19 protein-coding genes are annotated in these 24,659 nt (G+C 36.8%); 11 read left to right on the forward strand and 8 right to left on the reverse strand.

What is annotated here, in order from left to right; translation table 11 throughout:
- Positions 1-123: 123 nt before the first annotated feature.
- The gene (locus tag SIB75_RS10835; protein ID WP_413683335.1) at positions 124-639 is read right to left on the reverse strand and encodes a hypothetical protein; all 516 of its coding nucleotides are present in this window, start codon (positions 637-639) and stop codon (positions 124-126) included.
- Positions 640-831: 192 nt separating this feature from the next.
- On the opposite strand from SIB75_RS10835, the gene SIB75_RS10840 reads away from it, so the two are divergent.
- The 5 genes from SIB75_RS10840 to SIB75_RS10860 all read left to right on the forward strand — a co-directional run bounded on the left by SIB75_RS10840 (position 832) and on the right by SIB75_RS10860 (position 7,087).
- Positions 832-1,230: a hypothetical protein gene (locus tag SIB75_RS10840; RefSeq protein ID WP_413683336.1), complete on the forward strand. Its 399-nt coding sequence runs from the start codon at positions 832-834 to the stop codon at positions 1,228-1,230.
- Positions 1,231-1,905: 675 nt separating this feature from the next.
- Complete coding sequence (locus SIB75_RS10845; protein ID WP_413683337.1) at positions 1,906-3,063, forward strand: tyrosine-type recombinase/integrase; 1,158 nt, start codon at positions 1,906-1,908, stop codon at positions 3,061-3,063.
- 83 nt (positions 3,064-3,146) lie between these two features.
- The gene (locus SIB75_RS10850) at positions 3,147-6,398 is read left to right on the forward strand and encodes a DUF4214 domain-containing protein (protein WP_413683338.1); all 3,252 of its coding nucleotides are present in this window, start codon (positions 3,147-3,149) and stop codon (positions 6,396-6,398) included.
- A 3-nt stretch (positions 6,399-6,401) separates the two neighbouring features.
- The gene (locus tag SIB75_RS10855) at positions 6,402-6,596 is read left to right on the forward strand and encodes a hypothetical protein (RefSeq protein WP_413683339.1); all 195 of its coding nucleotides are present in this window, start codon (positions 6,402-6,404) and stop codon (positions 6,594-6,596) included.
- Between the two features lie 221 nt (positions 6,597-6,817).
- Complete coding sequence (locus SIB75_RS10860) at positions 6,818-7,087, forward strand: hypothetical protein (protein WP_413683340.1); 270 nt, start codon at positions 6,818-6,820, stop codon at positions 7,085-7,087.
- Positions 7,088-7,405: 318 nt separating this feature from the next.
- Here the strand turns inward: SIB75_RS10860 and argJ are convergent, their stop codons facing one another.
- Positions 7,406-8,668 carry a bifunctional glutamate N-acetyltransferase/amino-acid acetyltransferase ArgJ gene (gene argJ, locus SIB75_RS10865; protein ID WP_413683341.1) on the reverse strand — a complete coding sequence of 421 codons (1,263 nt, stop codon included), beginning with the start codon at positions 8,666-8,668 and terminating at the stop codon, positions 7,406-7,408.
- Between the two features lie 15 nt (positions 8,669-8,683).
- On the opposite strand from argJ, the gene coaE reads away from it, so the two are divergent.
- Positions 8,684-9,328 (forward strand): dephospho-CoA kinase, encoded by a 645-nt coding sequence (gene coaE, locus SIB75_RS10870; RefSeq protein ID WP_413683342.1) that lies wholly within the window; start codon positions 8,684-8,686, stop codon positions 9,326-9,328.
- Here the strand turns inward: coaE and gatB are convergent.
- On the reverse strand, positions 9,325-10,800 hold the full coding sequence (gene gatB / locus SIB75_RS10875; RefSeq protein ID WP_413683343.1) for an Asp-tRNA(Asn)/Glu-tRNA(Gln) amidotransferase subunit GatB: 1,476 nt from the start codon (positions 10,798-10,800) through the stop codon (positions 9,325-9,327). The genes coaE and gatB overlap by 4 nt on opposite strands.
- A 99-nt stretch (positions 10,801-10,899) precedes the next feature.
- Here gatB and thiO point away from each other — a divergent pair, with 99 nt between their 5' ends.
- A complete protein-coding gene (gene thiO / locus SIB75_RS10880; protein ID WP_413683344.1) occupies positions 10,900-12,003 on the forward strand; it encodes a glycine oxidase ThiO in 1,104 nt (367 codons plus the stop codon).
- A 37-nt stretch (positions 12,004-12,040) separates the two neighbouring features.
- Here the strand turns inward: thiO and ndk are convergent, their stop codons facing one another.
- Positions 12,041-12,496 (reverse strand): nucleoside-diphosphate kinase, encoded by a 456-nt coding sequence (ndk, locus tag SIB75_RS10885; RefSeq protein ID WP_413683345.1) that lies wholly within the window; start codon positions 12,494-12,496, stop codon positions 12,041-12,043.
- 142 nt (positions 12,497-12,638) lie between these two features.
- On the opposite strand from ndk, the gene speA reads away from it, so the two are divergent.
- Complete coding sequence (gene speA, locus SIB75_RS10890) at positions 12,639-14,582, forward strand: biosynthetic arginine decarboxylase (RefSeq protein ID WP_413683346.1); 1,944 nt, start codon at positions 12,639-12,641, stop codon at positions 14,580-14,582.
- A 1-nt stretch (position 14,583) separates the two neighbouring features.
- On the opposite strand, the gene alaS is transcribed toward speA, so the two are convergent.
- On the reverse strand, positions 14,584-17,244 hold the full coding sequence (gene alaS / locus SIB75_RS10895) for an alanine--tRNA ligase (protein ID WP_413683347.1): 2,661 nt from the start codon (positions 17,242-17,244) through the stop codon (positions 14,584-14,586).
- Between the two features lie 295 nt (positions 17,245-17,539).
- Here alaS and SIB75_RS10900 point away from each other — a divergent pair, with 295 nt between their 5' ends.
- Genes SIB75_RS10900 through SIB75_RS10910 form a run of 3 tightly spaced genes read left to right on the forward strand, consistent with a single transcriptional unit; the run spans position 17,540 to position 21,742 of the window.
- On the forward strand, positions 17,540-19,315 hold the full coding sequence (locus SIB75_RS10900) for a flavin reductase (protein WP_413683348.1): 1,776 nt from the start codon (positions 17,540-17,542) through the stop codon (positions 19,313-19,315).
- Positions 19,316-19,317: 2 nt separating this feature from the next.
- Positions 19,318-21,168, forward strand: a complete 1,851-nt coding sequence (locus tag SIB75_RS10905; RefSeq protein ID WP_413683349.1) for a flavin reductase — start codon at positions 19,318-19,320, stop codon at positions 21,166-21,168.
- Positions 21,169-21,217: 49 nt separating this feature from the next.
- Complete coding sequence (locus tag SIB75_RS10910) at positions 21,218-21,742, forward strand: NADPH-dependent FMN reductase (protein ID WP_413683350.1); 525 nt, start codon at positions 21,218-21,220, stop codon at positions 21,740-21,742.
- A 2-nt stretch (positions 21,743-21,744) separates the two neighbouring features.
- Here SIB75_RS10910 and mrdA read toward each other — a convergent pair whose 3' ends face one another.
- The 3 genes from mrdA to SIB75_RS10925 are packed head-to-tail and all read right to left on the reverse strand — an operon-like array spanning position 21,745 to position 24,602.
- Positions 21,745-23,580 carry a penicillin-binding protein 2 gene (gene mrdA, locus SIB75_RS10915; RefSeq protein ID WP_413683351.1) on the reverse strand — a complete coding sequence of 612 codons (1,836 nt, stop codon included), beginning with the start codon at positions 23,578-23,580 and terminating at the stop codon, positions 21,745-21,747.
- Between the two features lie 16 nt (positions 23,581-23,596).
- Entirely contained in the window at positions 23,597-23,974 is a 378-nt protein-coding gene (locus tag SIB75_RS10920; protein WP_413683352.1) for a hypothetical protein, read from the reverse strand.
- A gap of 16 nt (positions 23,975-23,990) precedes the next feature.
- Positions 23,991-24,602: a hypothetical protein gene (locus tag SIB75_RS10925; protein WP_413684869.1), complete on the reverse strand. Its 612-nt coding sequence runs from the start codon at positions 24,600-24,602 to the stop codon at positions 23,991-23,993.
- Positions 24,603-24,659 lie beyond the last annotated feature (57 nt).

Below are 24,659 nucleotides of genomic sequence, written 5' to 3' on the forward strand. Positions count from 1 at the left end.
TCATCCCCCCATACTCCGCTACTGTTTAGCTATGCTCAAAGGAATCAAATCTATCACTTTGTTTCAATCCAACTATGTGCGGATTATGTGTGAGTATTGCGTAGGCAGCTGAATTAGAAAGAACTAAATTCCTTTTATACCAATTAATTTGAGGTTACTTTGTATAATCGGCAGAGACCTCATCCTTAACCTCAACTTAATTTGAATAGTCGGTATTGATCTAATCCGCAACTCTAACTTACTTCTCTTTACAGAGATTTTATTGCCTTTAGGAGACACGAAAATCTTCTCAATTATTTTTCCTTCTCTTACAATTATTCTAATTGTTTGTCCTGAAAATCTACCCTGAAACCAATCTATAATATCTGGATAAAACATATCATTTTTTTTAGTAGACATTCTTGAAAAAGCAGGTATAAATTTTGTTGAATTAATTTTGCTTTCAATAGATTCTTTAGATTGATTTATTAAATTATTAATTTTGTAGCGAATGAGCTCTGTTTCGGTTGGTTCTCTATGAAACCTTGATGCTAGCTTCCGATGAATTAACTCGTATTGGGACTCAAATCGTTGTGTAACTCGATGGTATTTGGATTCAATTTTCTTTTGCTTACTCTTCAGATAAGTCAAAACAGGCATCTTCAATATCTTCGACTAAACTTATATATCGCATATTTGGATATAAAACCAGCTAATGAATGCTGATAAAAATACTGTAAAAAAAACTACTAAAGAAAACATCTAAAATAACTTTATCGACTTTGACAAATTTTTTCTGGCTTGAAATACCTACAAAGAATCGATATAACTTGTACAACTTTTCTTTTTATAATGCTAAATCTTATTACGATATCGATAAGTTTATTTTTAATAATACTTACTGGATGGACTATCTCAACTTACTTTATAAAAAAAGATTCTCAAGAGGTAATCAAAGAAGAACTGACCAATTTATTTGATATTTGTAAAAAGTTTTTCTTATCTCTAAAAAATCTAATAGGAATTTTAACAAGTAACTCTCTTTCACCTGAAGAAAGAGATATAACCTCTATGGAAGAAGCTGTATCAAAGAAAGATGAGCAGCTATTAAATGTAGTCCAACCAATTAATGAAATCAAAGAGAAATCAGAAGAGGTAAAACATGATGATGACGATGGTGACGACGCACTTTCTTCATTTAGTCCAGAAGTCGTAGAAGTGATTAACGAAGAAGAGGAAAAAGTTGCATAAGTAAATTCAATAGAATCTAAAAAAACTTCTTCACTCTCATTATTTACAGAACCACCACTCATTTACCCCCATACGCCGCTTGAAATTAGTTATCTAGAGAGAAAGCATATCTATCTCTCTAAACAGATTCAACTATGTGCGTATTAAGTGGTAGCATTGCGGTAGCACCTAAATCAGACAGCCATAAATCCCTTTTATATCAATCAGTCTCAGCTTACGTTGTATAATCGGCATTAATGTGGATGTAATAGCTTAATTCCTGTTATTACAGGGTTTTAACCATTCGCTTATAGCGTTACCTTAGTGTTACCCTTAGTACATAATGCCTGAGAAATCAGTACTCGACGTACAGGTGTTACCCAATCGTTACCTTTTAGGCTAATTCCTACTTCTCAATCCACTACTAATAACGTCTTAGATAGAAAAGATATTCCAGGTGATACCAATGCCTACATCTATCGTAGAGCGGATAAAGGATCTAGATGGCACCTATATTTCTATGATCGAGATAAAGGTAATCGACATCGCTTTGCACTAAGAACTAAAGAGAACACATTCCCAGAAGCAACAATCAAAGGACAAGATCAAGCTTGGTTATTAGGTGTTGAGAAGTTCATTGAACTAAAAGGCAAGTCAGATCGAGGGGATGCAATTAAATCCCTTACCTTTGGGAACTTGATCCAACAGTTTCTAGATAAGGAGAGAAAAAGAATCAGCAGTATCCCTCAACAAGGAATCACAAAAGCTCGATATCGACTGCTAGAGAACCAATGTAGATGGCTTAGGGACTATATCAATGATGATAAAAAGCAAATCCATAAGCTCAAACGTAATGCTTTCTTGAACTACGAAACATGGAGAAAAGAAAGAGCCATTGAATTTAAAAAAGAGATTCCGCAACAAACGACTATCAACCAAGAGATGTCTTGCCTGAGAAGAGTCTTTTCAGAAGTTGCTGTGACTCATGGATTTATCAGTAAAGATACCGTCCCTGACATTCCCTCTATCCGATTGCCTAAAGATCAAAAACACAGAAGAGATGATCTCACTGCCAAAGAATGGGAAGAACTAGAGAGAGTTGCCAGGCTGTATTGGATCAAAGGAACAACAAGAATCCTCGATGAGAATTACACAATCACCAAAGATAAGAATGGAAAGTATCAAACCAAATCAAACCAAGCATTTGGAGGGAAGAGAGGTAAGAAGCAATTAGTCCATCGAGAGCTTGCTTACTTAGCCATGAGAGTGGCTATGGATACTGGGATGAGACCAGGTAGATTACGAAAATTGAAATGGAGAGATATCGGTGAGAACACCGCAATACCAAAAGAAGAAAGAAAGATCTGGGTCAATATTGATGTACCAGCCGAGAAGACCAAGACTGGTAGGTCTTACAGAGTTGCAGCTCCAATTGCCAAGTTCTTAGAACGAATACGAGTGATCACTAAATACAAAAAGATGGATGACTATATCTTCACTAATCAGGACACAGGCAAACAGATCAGTGAAAGAATTTGGCAAGATTCAATTGCTGATCTGTTAGTCGAAGCAAGACTTGCTGACTGGCGAGAGGATGCAAATAGTCAAGTTAAAAAGGTAGTCATTCACTCAGGGAAGAACATCACCTGGTATAGCTTCAGGCATACATATATCACCATGCGTTTATCAGCTGGAGTTCCTCTCCCAACAGTTGCAGCTAACACCGACACAAGCATGAAATATATCCAAGAGCATTACTTCCATTACAGAGCTGATGAGTCCACTGAGATCCTTGGTCAAGGTCGAAAGATCAAGCCAGCAGAGGAAAGTTTGAGGTGGATTGGGGCCAGATAGGTTCGATAAAGGTATTTCTAGAAAACTAGATCTACTAGGCTACAATCAAAGTATTGATCAGATAAAGAAAAGGGTTAGATGTCATGAGTCATGATCCTATCTGGGATGTCATCCGATCAACAATTACTCCTGGTTCAGTATCTAATGAAGTTGGCTCTATTACTCTTAATTCTGATGGAACAATCAGCGTAACCGGTTCTTACACAAGTGATCTGAATTCAGATCAGACGGCAGCAATTAATGGTGGTGGCTTTACGAAAGTATTTGCCGGTGGATATGGAATGTATGCAGCCCAAAGAAGTAATGGTTCACTATTAGTTCTTGGTTATGCAACTAACGACAGTGAAGAGCAAAGTACCGTTCAACAACTTTTATCCAGCAATATTTCTGATGTTCGCTTTAACTATGCAGCAGGAGCAGCTAAAACGACAGATGGTTCAATCATTACATGGGGACATGATGGCTATGAAAATCAAGTCCATAACCTTTTTGGTGAATATGTAATCAATGTAAGAGGACCAGGCGAGGAGGGTGAACAACTAAACCCTTTTTTCAATATAACTAACGTTGCGAGTGGTTCAACTTTCTATTATTCGATTAGTGGAACAGGAATCACTAGTTCTGACTACTCCTATGGTTCCTTAAATGGCTCTATTCAAGGAGGTTTTACAGAAATATTCATGAATGTTGCAGATGATCAAACTACAGAAGGGACTGAAACTTATAATGTCAAGCTATTTTCTGACTCAGCTCTTACAAGACAAATTGGAACTACCTACATAGGAACAATTAAAGATACATCTAAAACTCCTTCTTATACCATCAGTCCCTCTACAACCTCAATAAATGAAGGTGAAACATTAACAACATCCATCTCAACAACGAACGTTGCTGCAGATACGACACTTTATTGGTCTCTCAGTGGTACAGGAATTACAAGTTCTGACTTTTCTTCTGGTGCCTTAACTGGATCAGGAACTGTTGATAGCAATGGTGACTTCTCTTTCTCTCATGCTCTTGCTAATGACAGCGCAACAGAAGGGAATGAAGCCTTAAATATCAAGCTCTTTTCTGATTCAGACCGTACGACTCAAGTTGGAACAACCTCTGTTGTCACAATCACTGATACATCTAAAACTCCTAGCTATTCAATTACTCCCTCAGTGACGACGATCAATGAAGGAGAAACATTAACTACTAACATCTCAAGCTATATGGGTGTTGGCAGTCCTGCTGATACCACTCTTTATTGGTCTCTCAGTGGAACAGGAATTACTAATGCTGATTTCTCGTCTGGCTCATTGACAGGCTCTGGAATTCTTAATTATCTAAACAGCTCGGATGATGATGGTATTCGCATATTCTCTTTCGCTCATACCCTTGCCAATGACGTCACAACAGAAGGGAATGAAAATCTCAATATCAAACTCTTTTCTGACTCAGCTAGATTTACTCAAGTAGGAACAACCACTGTTGTCACAATCACTGATACATCTAAGACTCCGTCCTATACCATCAGTCCTTCCTCTACATCTATCAATGAAGGTGAAACATTAACCACATCAATTTCAACCACCAACGTTGCTGCTAATACCACTCTTTATTACTCACTATCTGGAACAGGAATTACTAGTGCAGATTTTTCTTCTGGTGCATTAACTGGATCAGGCACAGTTGATAGTAATGGCAACTTTTCCTTTGCTCATACGCTTGCAAACGATCTCCTCAATGAAGGTGATGAGACCTTAGAAATTAAACTTTTCTCTGACTCTGGACGCAGCACACAAGTTGGAACCACTCAATCCGTCACCATTGCTGGTGGTAGTACCATCTATGCCTTAAGCGTGGATAGTCCTTCTGTAGTCGAAGCTGATACGAATACCAATACTCTCACCTACACACTTACTCTTGATCAAGAAGCAACAGGAAATACCAATATCAACTATGAGACATTAATAACTGGTACAGCAACCTCTGGAGAAGACTTTGTAAAAACAGCTGGTGTTGTGACATTCCTAGAAGGTCAAAGCGTTGCAACTCTCAATATCACAGTCAATGGTGATGTTCTTTTAGAAGAGGATGAAACAGTAAAAGTTAAATTCAGTAGCACCAAATTGAAAGAAGAAGTGATTGCGACAGGAACAATCACCAATAACGACAAAGCAGCATCGACTTATAAAGCCTCTCTTGATAGCCCCTCAATTACAGAAACAGATACAGGCACCAAAACACTTGCATACACAATCAGCCTTGACCAAGAAGCAACAGAGACAACAACTATCAACTATCAGACTTTAACAACAGGTTCTGCTACAACAGGAGAAGACTTTGTCACTGCAGCTGGTGTTGTTACCTTTACCAAAGGTCAAAAAGTTGCCACGCTCAATATCTCCGTTAATGGTGATGCAGATGTTGAAAGTGATGAAACCATTCAAGTCAAGTTCTCTGGTGCTGCCTTAAGCAGTGAAGTCATTGCAACTGGAACGATCAAGAATAACGACATCGCAGGCACAGATTCCAACGACACCCTCAACGGCACTACGGATAATGACAACCTCAAAGGTGGTGGTGGGGCTGATGTCATTGATGGTGGAGCTGGAACAGATACCGCTACCTACACAGGAAAGTTCAACGATTACACCATCACGAAGACCACAACAACTATTCAAATTACAGATATCAGAGTCACATCACCTGATGGGGTTGATACGGTTCAAAACATTGAATATGTCCAATTCACTGATCAACTTGTTGCTTCTGACAAGGTCAATGTGGTTAAAACATTCACTGGTAATTTCAGGGACTATAAGTTCTACAACAAAGGGAATGATAACTATGAAATCAAAGACAGTAGTGGAATAAAGGATGACATTACAGGTATCCCCAAGCTCACCTTTGATGATAAAACTGCAGATAAAAGCGTAAGTGCTATCGCTGATATCAAAGGTGTCTTTGATCAAGTGACCGGCAAAGAGACTCCGAGTGGTGAAATGTTCCGTCTTTACAACGCTGCCTTTGCTCGCTTCCCTGATGCTTCTGGACTCGAATATTGGATTGATAAATTCAGCTCTGGAGTCGACGATGAAAGAGCTGTTGCATCATCTTTCCTTGTCTCTGATGAATTTAAAGAAAGATATGGAGACAATGTCTCAAATGCTAAATACGTCGAGACATTATATGTCAATGTCCTTGGTAGAGACTATGACCAAGAGGGTTATAACTATTGGCTAGGGAATTTAAATGCAGGAATAGAAACCAGATACGAATTACTTTTAGGATTTGCAGAATCAGCCGAGAACAAAACTCTCTTTACTGAAATGACTGGGTTCGGATAACCAATGAAATACTTTTTACTACTAGTTCTAACCACTTCACTCCTCTTCCCCACCCCATCACAATCAAACACCAATCACTTTGGTGAAGGAGGAGTTTTCGAATTAGATCTAGGCGATAGCGAAATACCTTTGACACCTAAGCAAGAAAGAGAACAAAAGCTTTTAGAAGAGAAGTTGAAGAAGAAACGAGAAAAATAGTCCAACCAACTGATTCTGTCTCCGACTGGGTTTAGCTCAAGTCGTCACCTATACAGAGAAAAAAGCAAGTCGTCATGTATACAGGGGAAAGTTTTGATTCGTCATGTATACAGGGAGAACACGTCCAGCTGGACGTTAAACGCAGCAGAAATAGCCTTATAACAGGCGTAGACCGATAATCCGAGATAGCAACGGATTCATGCTGCCAGTCATGAGTACTGGTGATCGAAGTAAACGAGATGCTGTCACTAAGACAGGTCAAAGACTTTGCTTTCTTTCAGGGTTGGGGACTCCCTATTTCTTTTGCGTATCCGAGCTCGGTAAAGCCTGCATGGCAGCATCTCTTAGATAAATCAAAAGCACTTAAAACAGCAATGTTTTATAGGGGACTTTTTTACCTTTCTTATTCCAAACCGGCTGGTGAATACCAACTTCTTAGAGAAGAAGAAGGTATGTCTTTAGCCTTATTCCATTATCAAAAATCAACATGAACTCAATTAAAATTAGAAGCGAGAAGGTACAACACAGTCCTAAAAAGAAACCTCTGTCCTATACACAGGCACTGTTGATATCTTCTGAATCAAAGCCTTCATCATTGAAGATTAAAGATAGATGACTATTTGAGTCCTTTAGTTTTCACCATAAATTTCTCTTCCCCATTAACGTATAAGCCAGGACTCTATTTACCCCTCATACCCCTTATTAAGTCGGTACATAGGACTAAGGAATATGTCTTTTAGTACTGTTACCTTAGTGTTACCCTTCTACTCTAATACCTTTAGATCACCTACTATAACTAGCTTTATACGCTACGTAGTGTAATCGGCATTAATTCGTACATATTCATCAGACAAGTCACACCCCCAAGATGTAGCCGTACCATTTCCCATCCCTACTTCTACTCTGATACTGATAAGATCATCGATCAAATATTTCCCTTTTAATCTGGCTTTCATAAAATTGCTTACTATTTGTCTATCAAAGCCTAAAGGTGTTCCATGAGAAAATATTTCATAAGGTCCAATCCATAATTTGACATCATTGATATTAAAAAAGATGCCTGCACGACCGAGTGCAGCAATAATTCTTCCCCAATTAGGATCGGAGCCATGAATTGCAGTTTTAACCAAAGAGGATGAAGCAATTGTGCGAGATATCACACGAGCATCTAAGTCGCTTTGAGCACCCGCAACCTTTATCTCTAGCAAACAATTAGCACCTTCTCCATCCCTTGCTATTGCTTTAGCCAAATATTGAGCTGTTATATGTAGTCCCTCTTCAAGGGTTGATAAATATCTTGGATCTAATTCTGCTCCAGAAGAAAAAGCTAAAAAAGTATCATTTGTACTCGTGTCTCCATCAACTGTGATGGAATTAAAAGATGACTCTGCAACTCGCTTTATCATATCCGACCACAAAACATGATCTACACCTGCATCACACGTAATATAGCTCAACATTGTTGCCATTGAAGGATGAATCATGCCTGAACCTTTAGCCATTCCTCCAATAGTTATTAGTCTGCCTCCTAACACAGCTTGATATGCAATTTGCTTGACTTGAAGATCGGTTGTCAAGATTGCATTTGCTGCATCCAAAGAGGCCTCCTTATCTAAATTGTTTATAAGGCGATCTAGATGACTATTAACCTTTTCAACAGGTATTGGCTCACCAATCACACCCGTAGAACATATCAAAACTTCATCATCAGATAATCCCAGGCGTTGAGCAAGCTCATAGGTAATAATTTCACTATCGATTTTGCCTCTACTACCTGTACAAGCATTTGCGTGTCCAGAGTTAATAACTACAGCACGTATTTTCCCCCCAGATGCCTTAAGTCGCTCAATACATAGATCTACGCAATAAGCACGAGTCACTGATTGAGTAAATGTCCCACTGCAATAAGCATTCTCAGGTGCAAACAGCAAAGCAAGATCTTTCTTCCCAGAAGGCTTCAATCCTGCGGAAATACCAGCTGCTAGAAAACCATCAGGTGTCGTAATACCACCAGAGATTGGAGACCATACAGAGGATGTCAAAAGACTCAAACCCAGAAGAGCATTTTTCACTTACTATCAATATTAATGATTGACCCAAAACAAACCAACAAACTTTGTCTTAGATGGGAAGGCAAGCAAAGAAGAATAGGTATCACTGGAGGTATTGCCAGTGGGAAAACGACCATTGGAGATTTTCTTTTTCAAGCCAAGAAATGGCCTATTTTAGACGCTGACTTATATGCTCATGAAGCATTAAGTGCTGAAAATCAAATAGCGAAAAAAGTCTTATTGAGATATGGAAGTAAAATAATTAAAAATTCAAGTAAAAATGATCGAATTATTAATCGCAAATCATTAGCCAAAATAGTTTTTCAAAATGACATTGAAAAAAATTGGCTAGAGGGAATAATACATCCATTCGTAAACAAAAGAATTGAAGAAGAGTTAACAAAATTGAAATCAAATTCTATAGTAATTTTGATTATTCCACTTCTATTTGAAAAAAATTATACAGGTTTATGTAGTGAAATTTGTTACATAGATTGCTCTAGAAGCATGCAATTAAAGCGACTGCAGTCAAGAGAAAAATTAAGTCTTGAAGAAGCTAATCAAAGAATCGATGCGCAATGGGACAGCGCTTTAAAAAAACAATTTGCAGATCACATAATTAATAATTCTAATAATGATGAGAAATGGAAAATGCAGTTAAAAAAATTATATAATTTCTAGCCTTGTAACTTTTTATTTAATAGTTGATTAGCAAGTTTTGGATCCGCTTTCCCTTTTGTTTCTTTCATTAATTGACCCACAAAAAAACCTAGCAATTTCTTCTTTCCAGCTCTAAAAGATTCAACCTCATTAGGATGATTAAGTATCAATTTATCAATAATTTCCTCAATAACTTTTGGATCACCAATCATACCTAAACCACGTTCTTTAACTAATTGCTTTGGAGAACCACCTTTACTTAATAGTTCAGGCAAAATTTCTTTAGCAATTTTTCCACTTATTTCTCCTGCATCAATCATTTTTAACATTTCTGCTAATTCATTTGGCTTAAAAGATAATTGATCAAATGATAATCTATTAGATTTAATAAATGCTGCTATATCTCCAGTTATCCAATTTGCTGAAGATTTTGCTGCTCCACCTTCATTAACAACTTTTTCAAAATATTTAGCCATTGAAGATTCGTCAGTCAAAACTCTTGCATCATAAATAGAAAGTCCAAGATCTGCTGCATATCTATTCCTTTTTGCAGCTGGCAATTCTGGTAATTCTGAGCGCCATTTTTCTTTTAAAGCATGACTTACTTCAATCGGACCTAAATCAGGATCAGGAAAATAACGATAATCGCTACTACCTTCTTTTGATCTCATGCTTTTAGTCAGTTGCTTACCTTCATCCCATAACCTCGTTTCTTGTTTTACTTCTTCTCCAGATTCATAGGCTTTAATTTGCCGCTTAATTTCATATTCACAAGCTTTCTGAATAGCTGAAAATGAATTCATATTTTTGATTTCAACTTTTGTACCAAATGGATCATTAACAGTTGGTCTAACTGAAATATTCACATCACATCGCAAAGACCCCTCCTGCATATTCCCATCAGATACTCCCAAATAACGCATAATTCTTCTAATCTCAGCTGCATACTCCGCAGCCTCTCTGCCTGTTCTTAAATCAGGTTTACTAACTATTTCAGCTAGTGCTACACCTGCTCTGTTGTAATCAACCAAAGAATGGGTGGAGCCTGACAATTGATCACTACCTGCGTGAACAAGTTTTCCAGCATCCTCCTCCATATGTAATCTTTCAATACCTATTTTTTTGACATAAGTTTCTTTGCCTTTTTCAGCTACTTCAACCTCTATCCAACCATCTTCTGCAATAGGTTCATCAAATTGAGATATTTGATAATTTTTTGGTAAGTCTGGATAAAAATATTGCTTTCTATCAAATTTACTGTGAGAGGCAATATTTAAATTCAAAGCCATCGCTGCTTTTACTGCGTATTCCAAAACCTTCTTATTTAGAACTGGCAAAGTGCCTGGTAAGCCACATACCACTGGGTCGATATGAGTATTTGGATCGTCACCAAAGTTGGTTGATGCACTAGTAAATATTTTGCTCTTAGTCCCCAACTGCACATGCGTCTCTAATCCGATTACAACTTCCCAAGAAACATTTGATTCTGACATTAATTTGACCTAGATATATAAATCTTATGAAAGAAAAGCTCAGTCATGGAAGCTAACGTAATCTAAAACATTGAAAATAACATTTTCCAAATCCAAGCAATGGGTAACTTAAATGAAAAACCATTGTTAATACTCGGAGGAGGATTAATGGGTCTTGCAATAGCCCATGAACTTGCTCAAAAAGGCAAACGCGTAGAAATTTTAAGTAGAAGCAGAAGTGAAGCAGCAGGCTTTGTTGCTGCCGGAATGCTAGCCCCTCACGCTGAGGGGCTTAAAGGTGAGCTTTTAAATCTTGGTCAAAGTAGTCTTCAAAGACACCCTAGATGGATAGAAAGCATTGAGAAAAATAGCAAAATGTCATGTGGTCTTAAAACTTGTGGGATTGTTGTCCCATTTGAAAACCTCAAAGACTGTGAATCCTACCCAACATATAAGTTTGGTGAAAAGCTAAACAGGAATGAGCTCCTTCAAGAAGTTCCAGGACTCTCAGAAAAATGGAAATTAGGTTTACTTTTTAGACAGGACGGTCAAATCGATAATCGAAGACTTTTAATGAGAGCACTTGAAAAAGCTTGTGTTGAATTAGGTGTTCACTTTCAAGAAGGAGTTGAAGTGATTGAAATAATAAAAGATTCAAATAAATTTAATGGGGTCAAAATTAAAGACATTAATGGAAAAATCAATCATTTAACAAGCCAAGAGGCAGTTCTCTGCTGCGGAGCCTGGAGCAAACAAATATTTAAAACACTCCCTATTTTTCCTGTTAAAGGCCAGATGTTATCTATTCAGGGACCAAAACAGATTCTAAAAAGAATTATTTTTGGACCTAGCATTTACTTAGTTCCCAGAGATGACGGTCTAATAATCGTAGGGGCAACCAGTGAGCGAGAGGCAGGCTTCCAAAAAGGACTTACTCCAAAAGGACAAAGCGAGCTACAAAAAGGAATTCACTCTCTTATTCCAGAACTTAATCAACTACCTCATATGGAGAGATGGTGGGGTTTCCGTCCATGCACACCGGACGAAGGACCTTTACTGGGAATGTCATCAATTAATGGACTCTGGCTTGCTACTGGGCATCATCGCAATGGAGTTCTGTTGGCGGCGATAACTGCAGAATTAATTGGAAAATCAATTTGCTCGAGCTCTTTAAGTAATGAGGAAAGTAGTTTTTTGTCCCAATTCAGATGGGACAGATTTTAAAAACCACTCAAAAAAGATTGTGAAGTTCAACAATAACTTATTCAACTCTCCATGATTGATCTGTTGGAGTCCAATCAACAAGTTCATTTTTCTGAAACCATAGATCAATTTCAAATACTGCTGTATCAGAACCATCAGAACCATGAATGACATTACGGCCAATGTTCACAGCTAAATCACCTCTAATGGTTCCAGGCTCAGCCTCAAGAGGCTTTGTTGCTCCAATCAATTTTCTCGCACTTGCAATTACACCTTCACCCTCCCAAACCATCGCTACAACAGGTCCACTTGTTATGAAATCAACTAAACCTGAAAAGAAAGGACGATCTTTATGAACACCGTAGTGTTTTTCGGCAAGTTCTTTGCTGGGTGTTAGTTGCTTTAGGCCTACTAATTTGAATCCTTTGGTTTCAAAACGACCAAGAATCTCAGCGATTAAACCTCTTTGCACACCATCTGGCTTGATAGCAACAAAAGTTCTTTCCAAAGTCATTGCGATATTCAATAATATGAAGCCATAGTCTTCCTAAAACTACCCTCTTGGCAAGTAAAACATGACACTTAATAAAACTGTTCTTAGATTTAATTGTATTAATCGTGAATGATCAAAACTTGGCAACTTTGTTATCGCATAAATGGCTGTGAAAAATACTAATCAATCTCTCTCTTGGACCATCCAAAACAGCTCAGACCTCTATGGGATTGATCGATGGGGAAAGGGTTATTTCACAATCAATGAAAAAGGAAATATTGGTATTTGTCCTAACGGTTCCAAAAACAAATCTCATGATTTGATGGAACTATTAGATGAACTCGAAAGTCGAAAACTAAAATTTCCTCTGTTAATAAGATTTGACGATATTCTCGAAGACTGCTTAAAAAACTTACATAAAGCTTTTGAAAAAGCAATTAATGACTATCAATATCAAGGAAAATACCAAGGTGTATTTCCAATAAAATGTAATCAACAGCGTCATGTAGTTGAAGAATTAATCACCTGTGGTTCCAAATGGAATTTTGGCTTAGAAGCTGGAAGCAAACCAGAGTTACTCATTGCTTTATCAATACTAGAAGATCCTAAAGCTTTACTAATATGTAATGGCTATAAAGATCAACGTTATATTGAAACAGCTATTTTGGCACGTCAGCTTGGACGTCAACCTGTAGTAGTTATAGAACAAGCAAGTGATGTTGATCTTATAATCAAATCTAGTAATTTACTGGGAGCATCTCCACTTATAGGCATAAGAGCCAAACTATCAAGTCAAAGCAGTGGGAGATGGAGTAGCTCGATTGGTGACAAGTCGAAATTTGGACTTTCAATTCCAGAAATATTGAAAGCAATCAAAAGGTTAAAAGAAGCAAATCTTCTCAATGAATTAAAGCTTTTACATTTTCATCTAGGGAGTCAAATTAATGATATAGGTGTTTTAAAAGATGCCTTACAAGAAGCAGGACAAATTTATGCCGAATTAATTAATCTTGGGGCACCTATGGGATACTTAGATGTTGGAGGTGGTTTAGGAATTGATTACGATGGAAGTCAAACTGCCTCAATAGCATCTACTAACTACTCACTTCAAAATTATGCAAATGATGTAGTAGCAACGATTAAAGAGTGTTGTGAATCAAAAAAGATACCACTACCCACTTTAATTACTGAGAGTGGAAGAGCTATTGCTAGTCACTTTTCAATCTTAATCTTCAATATTTTAGGCAAAAATTCGTTACCTTCTGACATTCCTAAAGAAGACGAAAAAGAATGTCTCTCTGTCAGAAATTTACGTGAAACATTAGTCCATATAAATTCTCAAAAACTTAAGCAAGAAGAAGATTTAACCAAACTACAAGAAGCATGGAATGATTCTCTTAAATTTAAAGCAGATGCACTAGCGGCTTTTCGTCTCGGTTATATAGATTTAGTTGAACGTGCAAAAGCTGAGCAGTTGACATGGGCCTGTGCAAAAACAATTGTTAATCAATTACCAAAAAATATACTTCTACCTAAAGAACTAAAGAAATTAAGTGAAAGTTTAGCTGTAACCTATTACGCAAATCTTTCCGTATTTAGATCGGCTCCAGACACTTGGGCCATTGATCAAGTTTTTCCAATTATGCCAATCCATCGGCTTAGCAAAGAACCCAACAAACTTGGTCACTTTGCAGATTTAACATGCGATTCAGATGGAAAGCTTGACCAATTTATTGATAATGGAAAAATTAAAAATTTACTACCTCTTCATGAATTTATTCAAGACGAAAAATATCTAATAGGTCTTTTCTTAGGTGGTGCCTATCAAGAAGTCATGGGAAATCTACATAATTTATTTGGGAGTACTAATGCAGTCCATATAAGATTTACAGAAAAAGGGAAATATAAAGTTGAGCATGTCATTCGTGGGAATACAAAATCAAATGTTCTTGAATATTTAGAACATGATCCAGAAATATTATTAGAGCGATTACGAAAATCAAGCGAATCAGCTATTCAAGGCGGGTATCTGAAAATCCATGATGCACAAAAACTAATAGAACATGTAGAAGCAAGCCTCCGTCAAAGCACTTACCTACAGAGCTAAATTAAGACAATTGTTGAGTCAAATCATCATTAGCTTTTTCTAAAGCCAGATCCAACGATTGAGGTTGACTACCACCAGCTTGGGCCAAATTTGGACGACCACCACCACCACCACCACAAATTTTTGCAACCCCACTTATAAGTTTGCCTGCATGAAAACCATCTGAGACTAAATCAGGAGAAAATGCAGCAACAAAAACTAATTTATTATCGATCTCCTGATTTGGAATGCCTCCAAAAACAACAGCAGAGTACTTGCCTAAATGATCTATCAAACTTGAAGCCGCAGATTGCAATCCAGATCCGTCGACTCCATCTAAACGTCTGATTAATAATTTACTCTTACCAACAGATTTTGCATAACTCGCCAAACCCAATGCCTTCGCTAATGCGAGTTCATTCTTTACTTTGATAAGTTCTTTGGTTTTATCTTTTAATTCCTGTTGAAGAGATGAAACTCTATCAACAATTTCATATGATTGAACCTTGAATGATTTACTTAACTCCTTAACTACCAAATCACGCTCATTAAAATAATCTAAAACTGATGGACCAGCCATAGCCTCTATTCGTCTAATGCCTGAAGCAATACCTGATTCATTAATAATCTTAAACGTACCTAGTTGTGATGTGCGAGTTACATGGGTTCCTCCACATAACTCCATAGAAACACCTGGGACATCAACGACACGTACCACATCACCATATTTCTCACCAAACATTGCCAAAGCACCAGCAGCCATAGCCTCCTTAATTGGCATTGTTTTAATTTGAATTGGATGATCTTCGTTGATCCATTGATTTATTCGTACTTCCATATCTTCAAGTTCTTTTTTTGTCAAAGGTTTTGGAGCATTAAAATCAAATCTCAATCGATCATTTGAAACTAACGAGCCTCTTTGACTTACACTTGAGTCAATCGATAACTTTAAAGCTGATTGCAATAGATGTGTAGCGGTGTGATTTGATGTAGTTCGTTGACGAAAAGATGGAGTAACATTCATCTGAACAGATGAGTTAACTTTGAGAACTCCAGTATTAACAATTCCAGAATGAATAAAAATATTATTCTTTTTTCTAACGTTTTCTATAGACACCTCTAGATCTTGAGACGTTATTAAGCCTTTATCTCCAATTTGGCCACCCGACTCAGCATAAAAAGACGTTGTATTAACAATAATCTTGACTAAATCACCCTCAACAGCTTGTTTCACTAATTCATTATTTTTAAAAATTCCTATCACAGTTGAAGTAGTGTCTAATTTTTCATAGCCCTCAAATCTTGTTTCATCAAATAAAGAAATTTCTCTTTCAATTGAACCTTCTTCAGTTAAATCAATACTGACAGAAGCATCTTTTGCACGTTTACGTTGCTTTGCCATCTCGTTCTCAAAACCATTGATATCAACAGAAATGCCTTTTTCATTCGCGATCTCTTCTGTTAATTCCAAAGGAAAACCATAAGTATCATAAAGCTCAAACGCCTGAGCACCAGAGATAAGATCACATTCATAAGCTGTTATCTCTGCCAGAAGTTTCTCTCCCCGTTCAAGAGTTTCAAGGAAACGAGATTCTTCTATTTTTAACTCATTAAGAATGATTTTCTTTTTCTCAAGTAATTGAGGATAAGCATTTTTCATCAACTCAATAGCAACTTCAGCTAGCTGAGGTAAAAACGACTGATTTATACCTACCAGTCGACCATGTCGAATCATACGCCGTATAAGACGACGAAGAATATAGCCTCGCCCTAGATTGCTAGCAGTTACACCATCACAAATTAAATGAGTGACAGCTCTGCAATGATCTCCAATAATTTTTAATGATGTTTTATTTTTTTTATTTGTAGTTTCATAATTAATTTGAGCTAATAAAGCCGCTGACTCAATGAGAGGAAAAATAAGATCCGTTTCATAATTATTAGATTTCCCCTGCAAAATTTGAGCCATTCTTTCTAAGCCCATTCCTGTATCAATATGACAATTCGCCAATGGTTCAAGATTGCCCTTTAAGTCTCGGTTGTATTGCATAAAAACCAAATTATAAAATTCTATAAATCGACTATCGTCTTCAAGATCTAATCCATCAGTTCCTAATTCAGGTTTAAAATCAAAATAAAGTTCCGAACATGGACCACAAGGTCCTGTAGCTCCAGATGACCAAAAATTATCAGAAGCACCCATTCTGATAATTCTTTTTGCATCAACCCCTACAACTTCTTTCCATATTTGCTCTGCTTCTGAGTCTTCTTCAAAAACACTAATAACTATATTCTTTGGATTTAGTCGAAAAACCTCAGTAGTTAATTCCCATGCCCATTTAATTGCCTCTTTTTTAAAATAATCACCAAAAGAAAAATTACCGAGCATCTCAAAAAAAGTATGATGCCTCGCAGTTCTCCCTACATTTTCAATATCATTTGTTCTTATACATTTTTGACTGGATGTTGCTCTCCGCGTAGAAGACTCTTTTAATCCCAAGAAGATAGGCTTAAAAGGTAACATCCCCGCAATTGTCAATAAAACTGTTGGATCATCTGGAATCAAAGAAGAACTTGCTAATTTCTTATGATTATGTTGGGTAAAAAAGTTTATAAATGCTTCTCTTATCTCATCTCCAGAAAGGAATGGTGGATTCATTGAGGAGGAAGAATGTTTTTGCATACCTAAAAATTATCTCTAAAAAGGTTTTTGAGAACAATCACAAAAAACGTCAAATTTGCTCAACTCACCCTAAACAATAACAAAATGGAAACCCGTGAGACTTCGAAAGACAAAATATTCAAAAATATGAGTCAAGAACCTTCCCTATTGCAAACAAATACTATTTACGGGAAGCAGTATCACACTTACAAACCCCAATAGCCTATTATGGTAAAAAAAAAGATCTAGGTATTTTCACTTAGCAGCCTGATTTATTGCGACCTTCAGGCTTCTTCTAATTAATGTCTTTGGGAACATGATTTTTACTGAATCGACAGCTTTAGAAAATCAAAAAAGTGATGGTCCTAAGCTTTCACTGCAATATGAAAAAATTGCTGCAGATACGCACACTCTAAGGTCATTGGACTGGGATCGAAGCAGATTTGATATTGAATTTGGCCTTCGAAATGGAACTACGTACAATAGCTTTTTAATAAGAGGCAAAAAAACTGCACTAATAGATACAAGCCATTTAAAGTTCAATGATATTTGGTTTGAAAAACTAAGACAAGAAATCAATCCAACAGAAATTGATTATTTAATAGTCAGTCACACAGAGCCAGATCATTCAGGACTCATTAAATACTTAATTGAATTAAACCCAAATATTGAAATCGTCGCATCTAAAGTAGCTATAAAATTCCTAGAAGAACAAATCCATCAACCTTTTCGGTCAAGAGCAGTCAAAAGTGGCGAGGATCTAAATTTAGAAATTAATTCAATCAGCGAAATCGAGCACAAAATTGAATTTATTAGTGCGCCAAATCTACACTGGCCCGATACTATTTTTTCTTTTGATCACGGTACACAAGTTTTATATACTTGTGACGCGTTTGGTTTGCATTACTGTTCAGATAAATTGTACGACGAAAATCCAAGTCTATTAAATGAAGATTTTCGATTTTATTACGACTGCCTCATGGGTCCTAATGCCCGCAGCGTAGTTCAAGCATTAAAAAAAATTGATGCATTGTCAACTATCAAGACTATTGGTGTTGGACATGGACCAATCCTTAATTTTAATACGCAGTTATGGCTAAATAACTACAGAGAATGGAGTAAGCAAAGAAGTACAGGCGAAAATTACGCTGTAGTTTGTTACCTAAGCCAATATGGTTTTTGTGATCGGCTTAGTCAAGCAATTGCTCATGGCATAGGCAAAGCAAATGCTCAAGTCCAATTAGTTGATCTTATTGCTTCAGACACTCAGGAGTTAAGCGCTCTAATTAGTGACGCAAGTGCAGTCGTTGTCCCAACATGGCCTATCAAATCTGATTCAGAATTACAAAGCAATATTGGAACCCTACTTGCATCCTTAAAACAAAAGCAGTGGGTAGCTACTTATGACTCCTATGGCGGAAATGAAGAGCCTATTGACTTTATTACTAACCAATTAAGAAAGCTTGGACAAAAAGAAGCTTTTAAACCACTTCGAGTTCGTGACAAACCAAACAAAAGTGTTTACCAACAATTTGAAGAAGCTGGTACAGATTTAGGTCAGATTCTTACTAGAAAGAAAAATTTAGCCGCTACTAAAAGCCTTGATGGAGACTTAAATAAAGCGCTGGGTTGCTTAAGCGGTGGACTCTACATTGTTACAGCAAAAGATACTGAAGGCGAGGACAGTCGAGACGGTGCGATGGTTGCAAGTTGGGTTAGTCAAGCAAGTTTTGAACCCCCTGGAATAACCGTGGCGGTAGCTAAAGACAGAGCCATTGAATCACTATTGCAAGTCAATGATCGTTTTGTTCTGAATATTCTTCAAGAAAATAACTATTTGCACCTCTTCAGACACTTTTTAAAACGCTTTCCACCAGGTGCTAATCGATTTGAAGGAGTTGAATTAATGAATGATCTTGCAGCTGGGGGACCAGTTCTATCTGACGCGCTAGCGTTCCTATCATGTAAAGTTATTCAAAGGATGGAGACAACAGATCATTGGATCATTTATTCATTAGTTGAAAAAGGTAATTTATCTAATACTCAAAGTAAAACAGCAGTTCATCACAGAAGAGTTGGTAGTAATTATTAACAATGATAGTAGAAAAAATTTCTTCGACAAATTTAAATACTTTTATAAAAAAAACCATTCAGATTCCCATTGAAGAGAACTTCATTTGCTTAAGAAGCCTAAACCCAAAAAGAACAAGATTTGAAGTTGAATATTCGCTTGAAAAAGGAAGTTGCACTAATTCTTTTTTATTCAAGTCTTCTAAAGATGAACATTTTAAATTACAAGAATATATTTTAATTCATCCTCCTGGTTTAACATTTGAAAAAGAATTCTTAGAAGAGTTTGAGCCATTAATTAGAAGTGATTCCGCTCAAATAAAGTTAGTCATGGGTCATATCAATCCCAATAAAGTAGCTTTTGTGAAAAGAATGAATGTGAAATATAAAAATTTAACAGTTATTTGTTCTAATCCAGGAGCAAAATTATTCAAGGAGATTTGGAATTTACGAAAACCATCCAGAAATACAAATCCAAAAGAAGCATTGAAGACAGTCAAAGACCTTCCAAATATTCAAATTATTAAGCAATTAGAGACTCTGTCACTCGATAATAATTTTGAGATTACATTAATTCCCTCGCCAACAGCTCGTTGGCCAGGTGGACTAATTGTTTTTGAAAAGCAAACTGGTTTACTGATGAGTGATAAATTATTTGGTGCACATGTTTATGAGGAAAGATGGGCGGAATTAAACAGTATCAGTACGGAAGAAGAAAGAAGACATTACTTCGATTGTCTTATGGCACCAATGTCTACTCAAGTCAATAGTATTATCGAAAAATTTGAAGACTTTGAGATTGACACAATAGTGCCTGGACATGGACCTGCTATCACCGGTAGTTGGAGAAGTTTGTTAAACAACTATCAAAGCTGGGGGGAAAGCCAAAAATATAGCAATTTAAGAGTAGCTCTATTATTTGCTAGTGCATATGGAAATACTGCCGCTATTGCTGATGCCATAGCCAGAGGAATTAGTAAGACAGGCATCAAAGTGAAGATCATTAATTGTGAATTCACTGCATCAGATAACTTAATCACTGAAATTCGTAAAGCAGACGGATATTTAATTGGATCCCCAACATTAGGAGGGCATGCACCCACCCCGATTGTTTCAGCACTTGGCACACTTTTGGCTGAGGGTGATAGAGGCAAGCCTGCTGGAGTATTTGGAAGTTATGGATGGAGTGGTGAAGCTCTTGATTTACTTGAAAAAAAATTGAAAGATGGGGGCTTTAAATTTGGATTCGAACCTATAAAAATCAAATTTAGTCCTGATCCTTTAATGATTAAAAAACTTGAAGAAACAGGCATCCAATTTGGTAAGCAATTAATTAATGCGAAATTACGTCAACAAAGAAAGGCTAATGTTGGACTAAATACAAGTAAAAGTGATCCAACAATTAATGCACTAGGAAGAGTCGTCGGATCACTATGTATATTGACTGCTCAAAAAGGAAAAGAAGATAATTTAATTAACGGAGCTATGGTTGCAAGTTGGGTTAGTCAAGCGAGCTTTTCTCCTCCTGGTATTACTATTGCAGTGGCTAAAGAAAGAGCTGTAGAAAACTTACTTCATACAGGTGATAACTTTGCTTTGAATATTTTAGAACAAAACAATCACCAAAGTCTGCTTAAACAATTTCTTCAATCATTCAAGCCTGGAGATAATAGATTTACCGATCTTGAGATCAAATCAAGTCCAAGCAATCAGCCATTATTGAATGAAGCTCTAGCTTGGCTGGAAGGTACAGTTAATCAACGAATGGAGTGTGGGGATCATTGGCTGATATATGCTGAAATTAAACATGGAAAAGTCATTAAAAAAGATGGAGTAACAGCAGTTCATCATCGAAAAACCGGAGCGAACTACTAGATCCATTACACAATGACTTAATCCTTTTATACTTCCCCCCTGATTCACAATGTCTAATAAAAGCCTTCTTGTCATAACTGCTAGTAATGGTCAAAATCTCAAACTGGCCGAGAGATTTCTAGTCGCAGGTAAGGAACTAAATTATTCATGCGAATTACTTGATTTGACTGAATCAAAAAATGATTTACCTATATTTAATCCACGTCATAATCCCAAAGATAAAGCACCAGCAAATCTTAAGTCGATCAATACTCAAATGGAAAGTCATTCACACTGGGTTATTTGTGCGCCTGAATATAACGGTTCAATTCCTCCAATTCTTACAAATGCAATAGCATGGCTTTCTGTGCAAGGAAAAGATTTTCGAAGTTTATTTAACGAACGTCCAATTGCAATAGCAAGTTTTTCAGGAGGAGGATGTATGGAGTTATTACTTTCGATGCGAATTCAATTAACTCATCTTGGAGCGTTAGTCTTAGGTCGTCAATTAGCTACTAACAAATCAAAAATTGCTGAGGATAAATCAATCAACGCAATTCTAAATCAACTCCTACAACTAAATCACTCTCATTAAATTTATAGCTGATCATTACCGCTAATGAATTCATCATTAGAATTTAACTTATACCATGTCTCCAATATTTTTTTTGCCATAGGTAGAGCATGTACTGAGCCACCGCCAGGAGTATTCTGAGCAAATGCAACAACAACTATTTCTCCAGAGTCATAAGGTGCAAAGCCAGCAAACCATGCGTGGTCAGAACCTCCACTGCTATCTTCAGCAGTTCCAGTTTTACCGGCGACTGGAGGAAGAATAGAGGTATCTATATTTATTCCCATACCAGTACCACTAGTTACTACTTTTCGAAGTCCACGACGGATTGTCTCGAGTGTCGTATCTTGAATGTCTACTTTTTGGAAATATTTTTCTGATGTCCAGTTTTTATTGCCATCAACTAAATGTGGAGTAATCAAATAGCCACCATTTGCAAAAACTGCATATGCTCGCGCTAATTGCAATGGAGTAACCAGAACAACCGATTGACCAATAGATGCACTAGCCATATCCTCTACGATCCATGGGGTTTCTCCGGGGGTCCCCCAACCACGACCTTTATCAGCCCATTCCTCATTCCCTACTAAGCCCTTATTTTCATCAATTAAAGTTTCTATGCCGGTATGATTGTCGAAGCCAAGTTTGATTGCCGCATCATATAAAGCCTTAGATCCAGTTCCAACCCCGACTTGATAAAAAAAAGTATTACTCGATACTCTAAATGCATCTTCATATCCAATCCACCCAAAACCTCTCTTATTATATTCCGGAAAACAATGACTACCATATGTAATACAAGGAACCGTATTTAATTTTTGTCTAGCAGGAAATTTACCACTTTCCATACCTGCAATAGCAGTTACAGGCTTCCATGTACTACCTGGATCGTATGCATTAAATGCTCTACTCAAAAGAGGACGCTTTAACGAGACAAAAAGGTTGTCATATTGTTGATTAGTAAAAGGCTGAGAGAAAAAATTGAGATCAAAAGTAGGTTGACTTGCAATTGCTCTAATTGCACCTGTCCGTGGATCAATCGCTACTATTGCTCCTCCAACTTTATCGGACAAAACTTTTTCGGCAGTCCGTTGCAGCTCTAGATCAAGAGTTAATTTGATATCCTTACCAGCTTTAGGCAGCTTTAATCCTAGACTCCGTTGAACCGTACCCATTGCATCAATCTCCAGCATTTCCCCTCCCCATTGGCCTCTCAATTCAGATTCAAAAGCAGCTTCAATACCTTTTCGTCCAATTCGATCAGAAAATTTATAACCTTTTTCTGAAAGTTCAGAAAACTCGTTTTGAGTTATCAATTGTGTATAACCTAACGCATGTGCAGCTAAAGACTTATAAGGATAATTTCTAACTAAGCCGATATCTATCTGAGCACCATACAATTTACTCTCTTGTTCTTTAAATCTAATAACTTGCTCTACCGATAAATCACTCAATAGTACTTTTTTATAAGGAGTGTCGGCATTACTTCTATTAAATGCAATCTCTAGTTTATTTATAGAAACATTCAACAAGTCAGATAAAGTCTTTCTTAGATCAATCCATTCACTATTAGTTAAAAGCCTAGGTTGAATAGATAAAGAATAAATGAGTTTATTGTCGGCAAGAACAACACCATTACGATCTAATAATCTTCCTCTTATTGGTGGATTAGCAATTAACTTAATTCTATTTTCTTCTGAAAGTTTTTTATAGTAAGAGCCATTAACAATTTGTATCCAAAAAAGACGGGCACCTGTTACTGAAAAAATTAAACAAGTAAACAGAAAGAAAATTAAGGGTTGATTAAAAGCACCTACATGCTTTTTAGAACTGAGATGTAATTTTTCCCTTTTTTTCATTGCTAAAATTCAAGAGTTATTTATCATCTATGTTTTTTGCGCCATGAGTAATATAATGCCTCAATTTATCTAGTTCGCTATCAATTCTATTTAAAGTGGAAACTAAAGAATCTTGATCATTGCTGTCATAATCAGGATAGTTTTCTTCAACAGTCACGTCAACAGAAACGACTGGATAGCCTAAACCAGGAATCAATTTATCAATCTTATCCCTCACTGTCTTTGCAGAAGTTTTGCCATCAACCTGGAATTCTGAATATGGATCTTTTGATTTCAATACATCGATTATTTTTTGAAATCCACCAGTTTTAGCATTATTAATAATGCCCATACCAAAAGGCAAAGCAGACTCCATTGCAAATAAATGCAAATCCCTTATTTGATCTTTAGCCATAATGGCTTAATTAAAGCTACTTAAGAATACCTGTTTCTGACGTGGGAAAGTAAGGCGTACAACTATTATTAGAAATACCTATAGACCAACCTCCAAAGATTGACATCACAATTATTGCTGCGAATGGAAGAAAAGCTTGATGGGTTGTTTCAAGAGATAACCATTCTCGCCAACCTCTTACAAAACGTTCTCTAGCAAACCTATTACGCTCTTTTGATGCCTGATTGATTTTCTTTTTAAAAGATTTTTCTACCCAACGCTCAAAAGACTTTTTTTTAGTAACTGCCATTTTTCTCTCTACTTCTAGCAATTGCCCCGCAGTAAGCTGAGGGTGAAAAGTACCTATTAATTCCAGCGTTTTTAAAAACATTTCAACTGCCGCGTCTTTAATAATCCGCTCCTCCTCTTTTAAAAAAGTCCAATCAACTTCAGGATAAAAACGAGCTCTATTAAAATTGATCTGCTCTTCTCCTAGCTGCCCAGGCTCTCTTAACCATCTATCAGTATTGTTGTCAAAGCGTCGCCAATAAAGAAAAGGATTGATAAAAATAACCTTTCCTGAAATGGTAATGCTATCTTTCTGAAGCCGTCGGCTTAACTGCAAATCAGTTTGTTGTGCAACTGTCAAAAGTAACCAGCTATTGAACCAAGTTATCTTTTTTTTTTGAAGTAGACCACCCCCGTA

This window comes from Prochlorococcus sp. MIT 1011 (assembly GCF_047305235.1).
GTDB lineage: Bacteria > Cyanobacteriota > Cyanobacteriia > PCC-6307 > Cyanobiaceae > Prochlorococcus_B.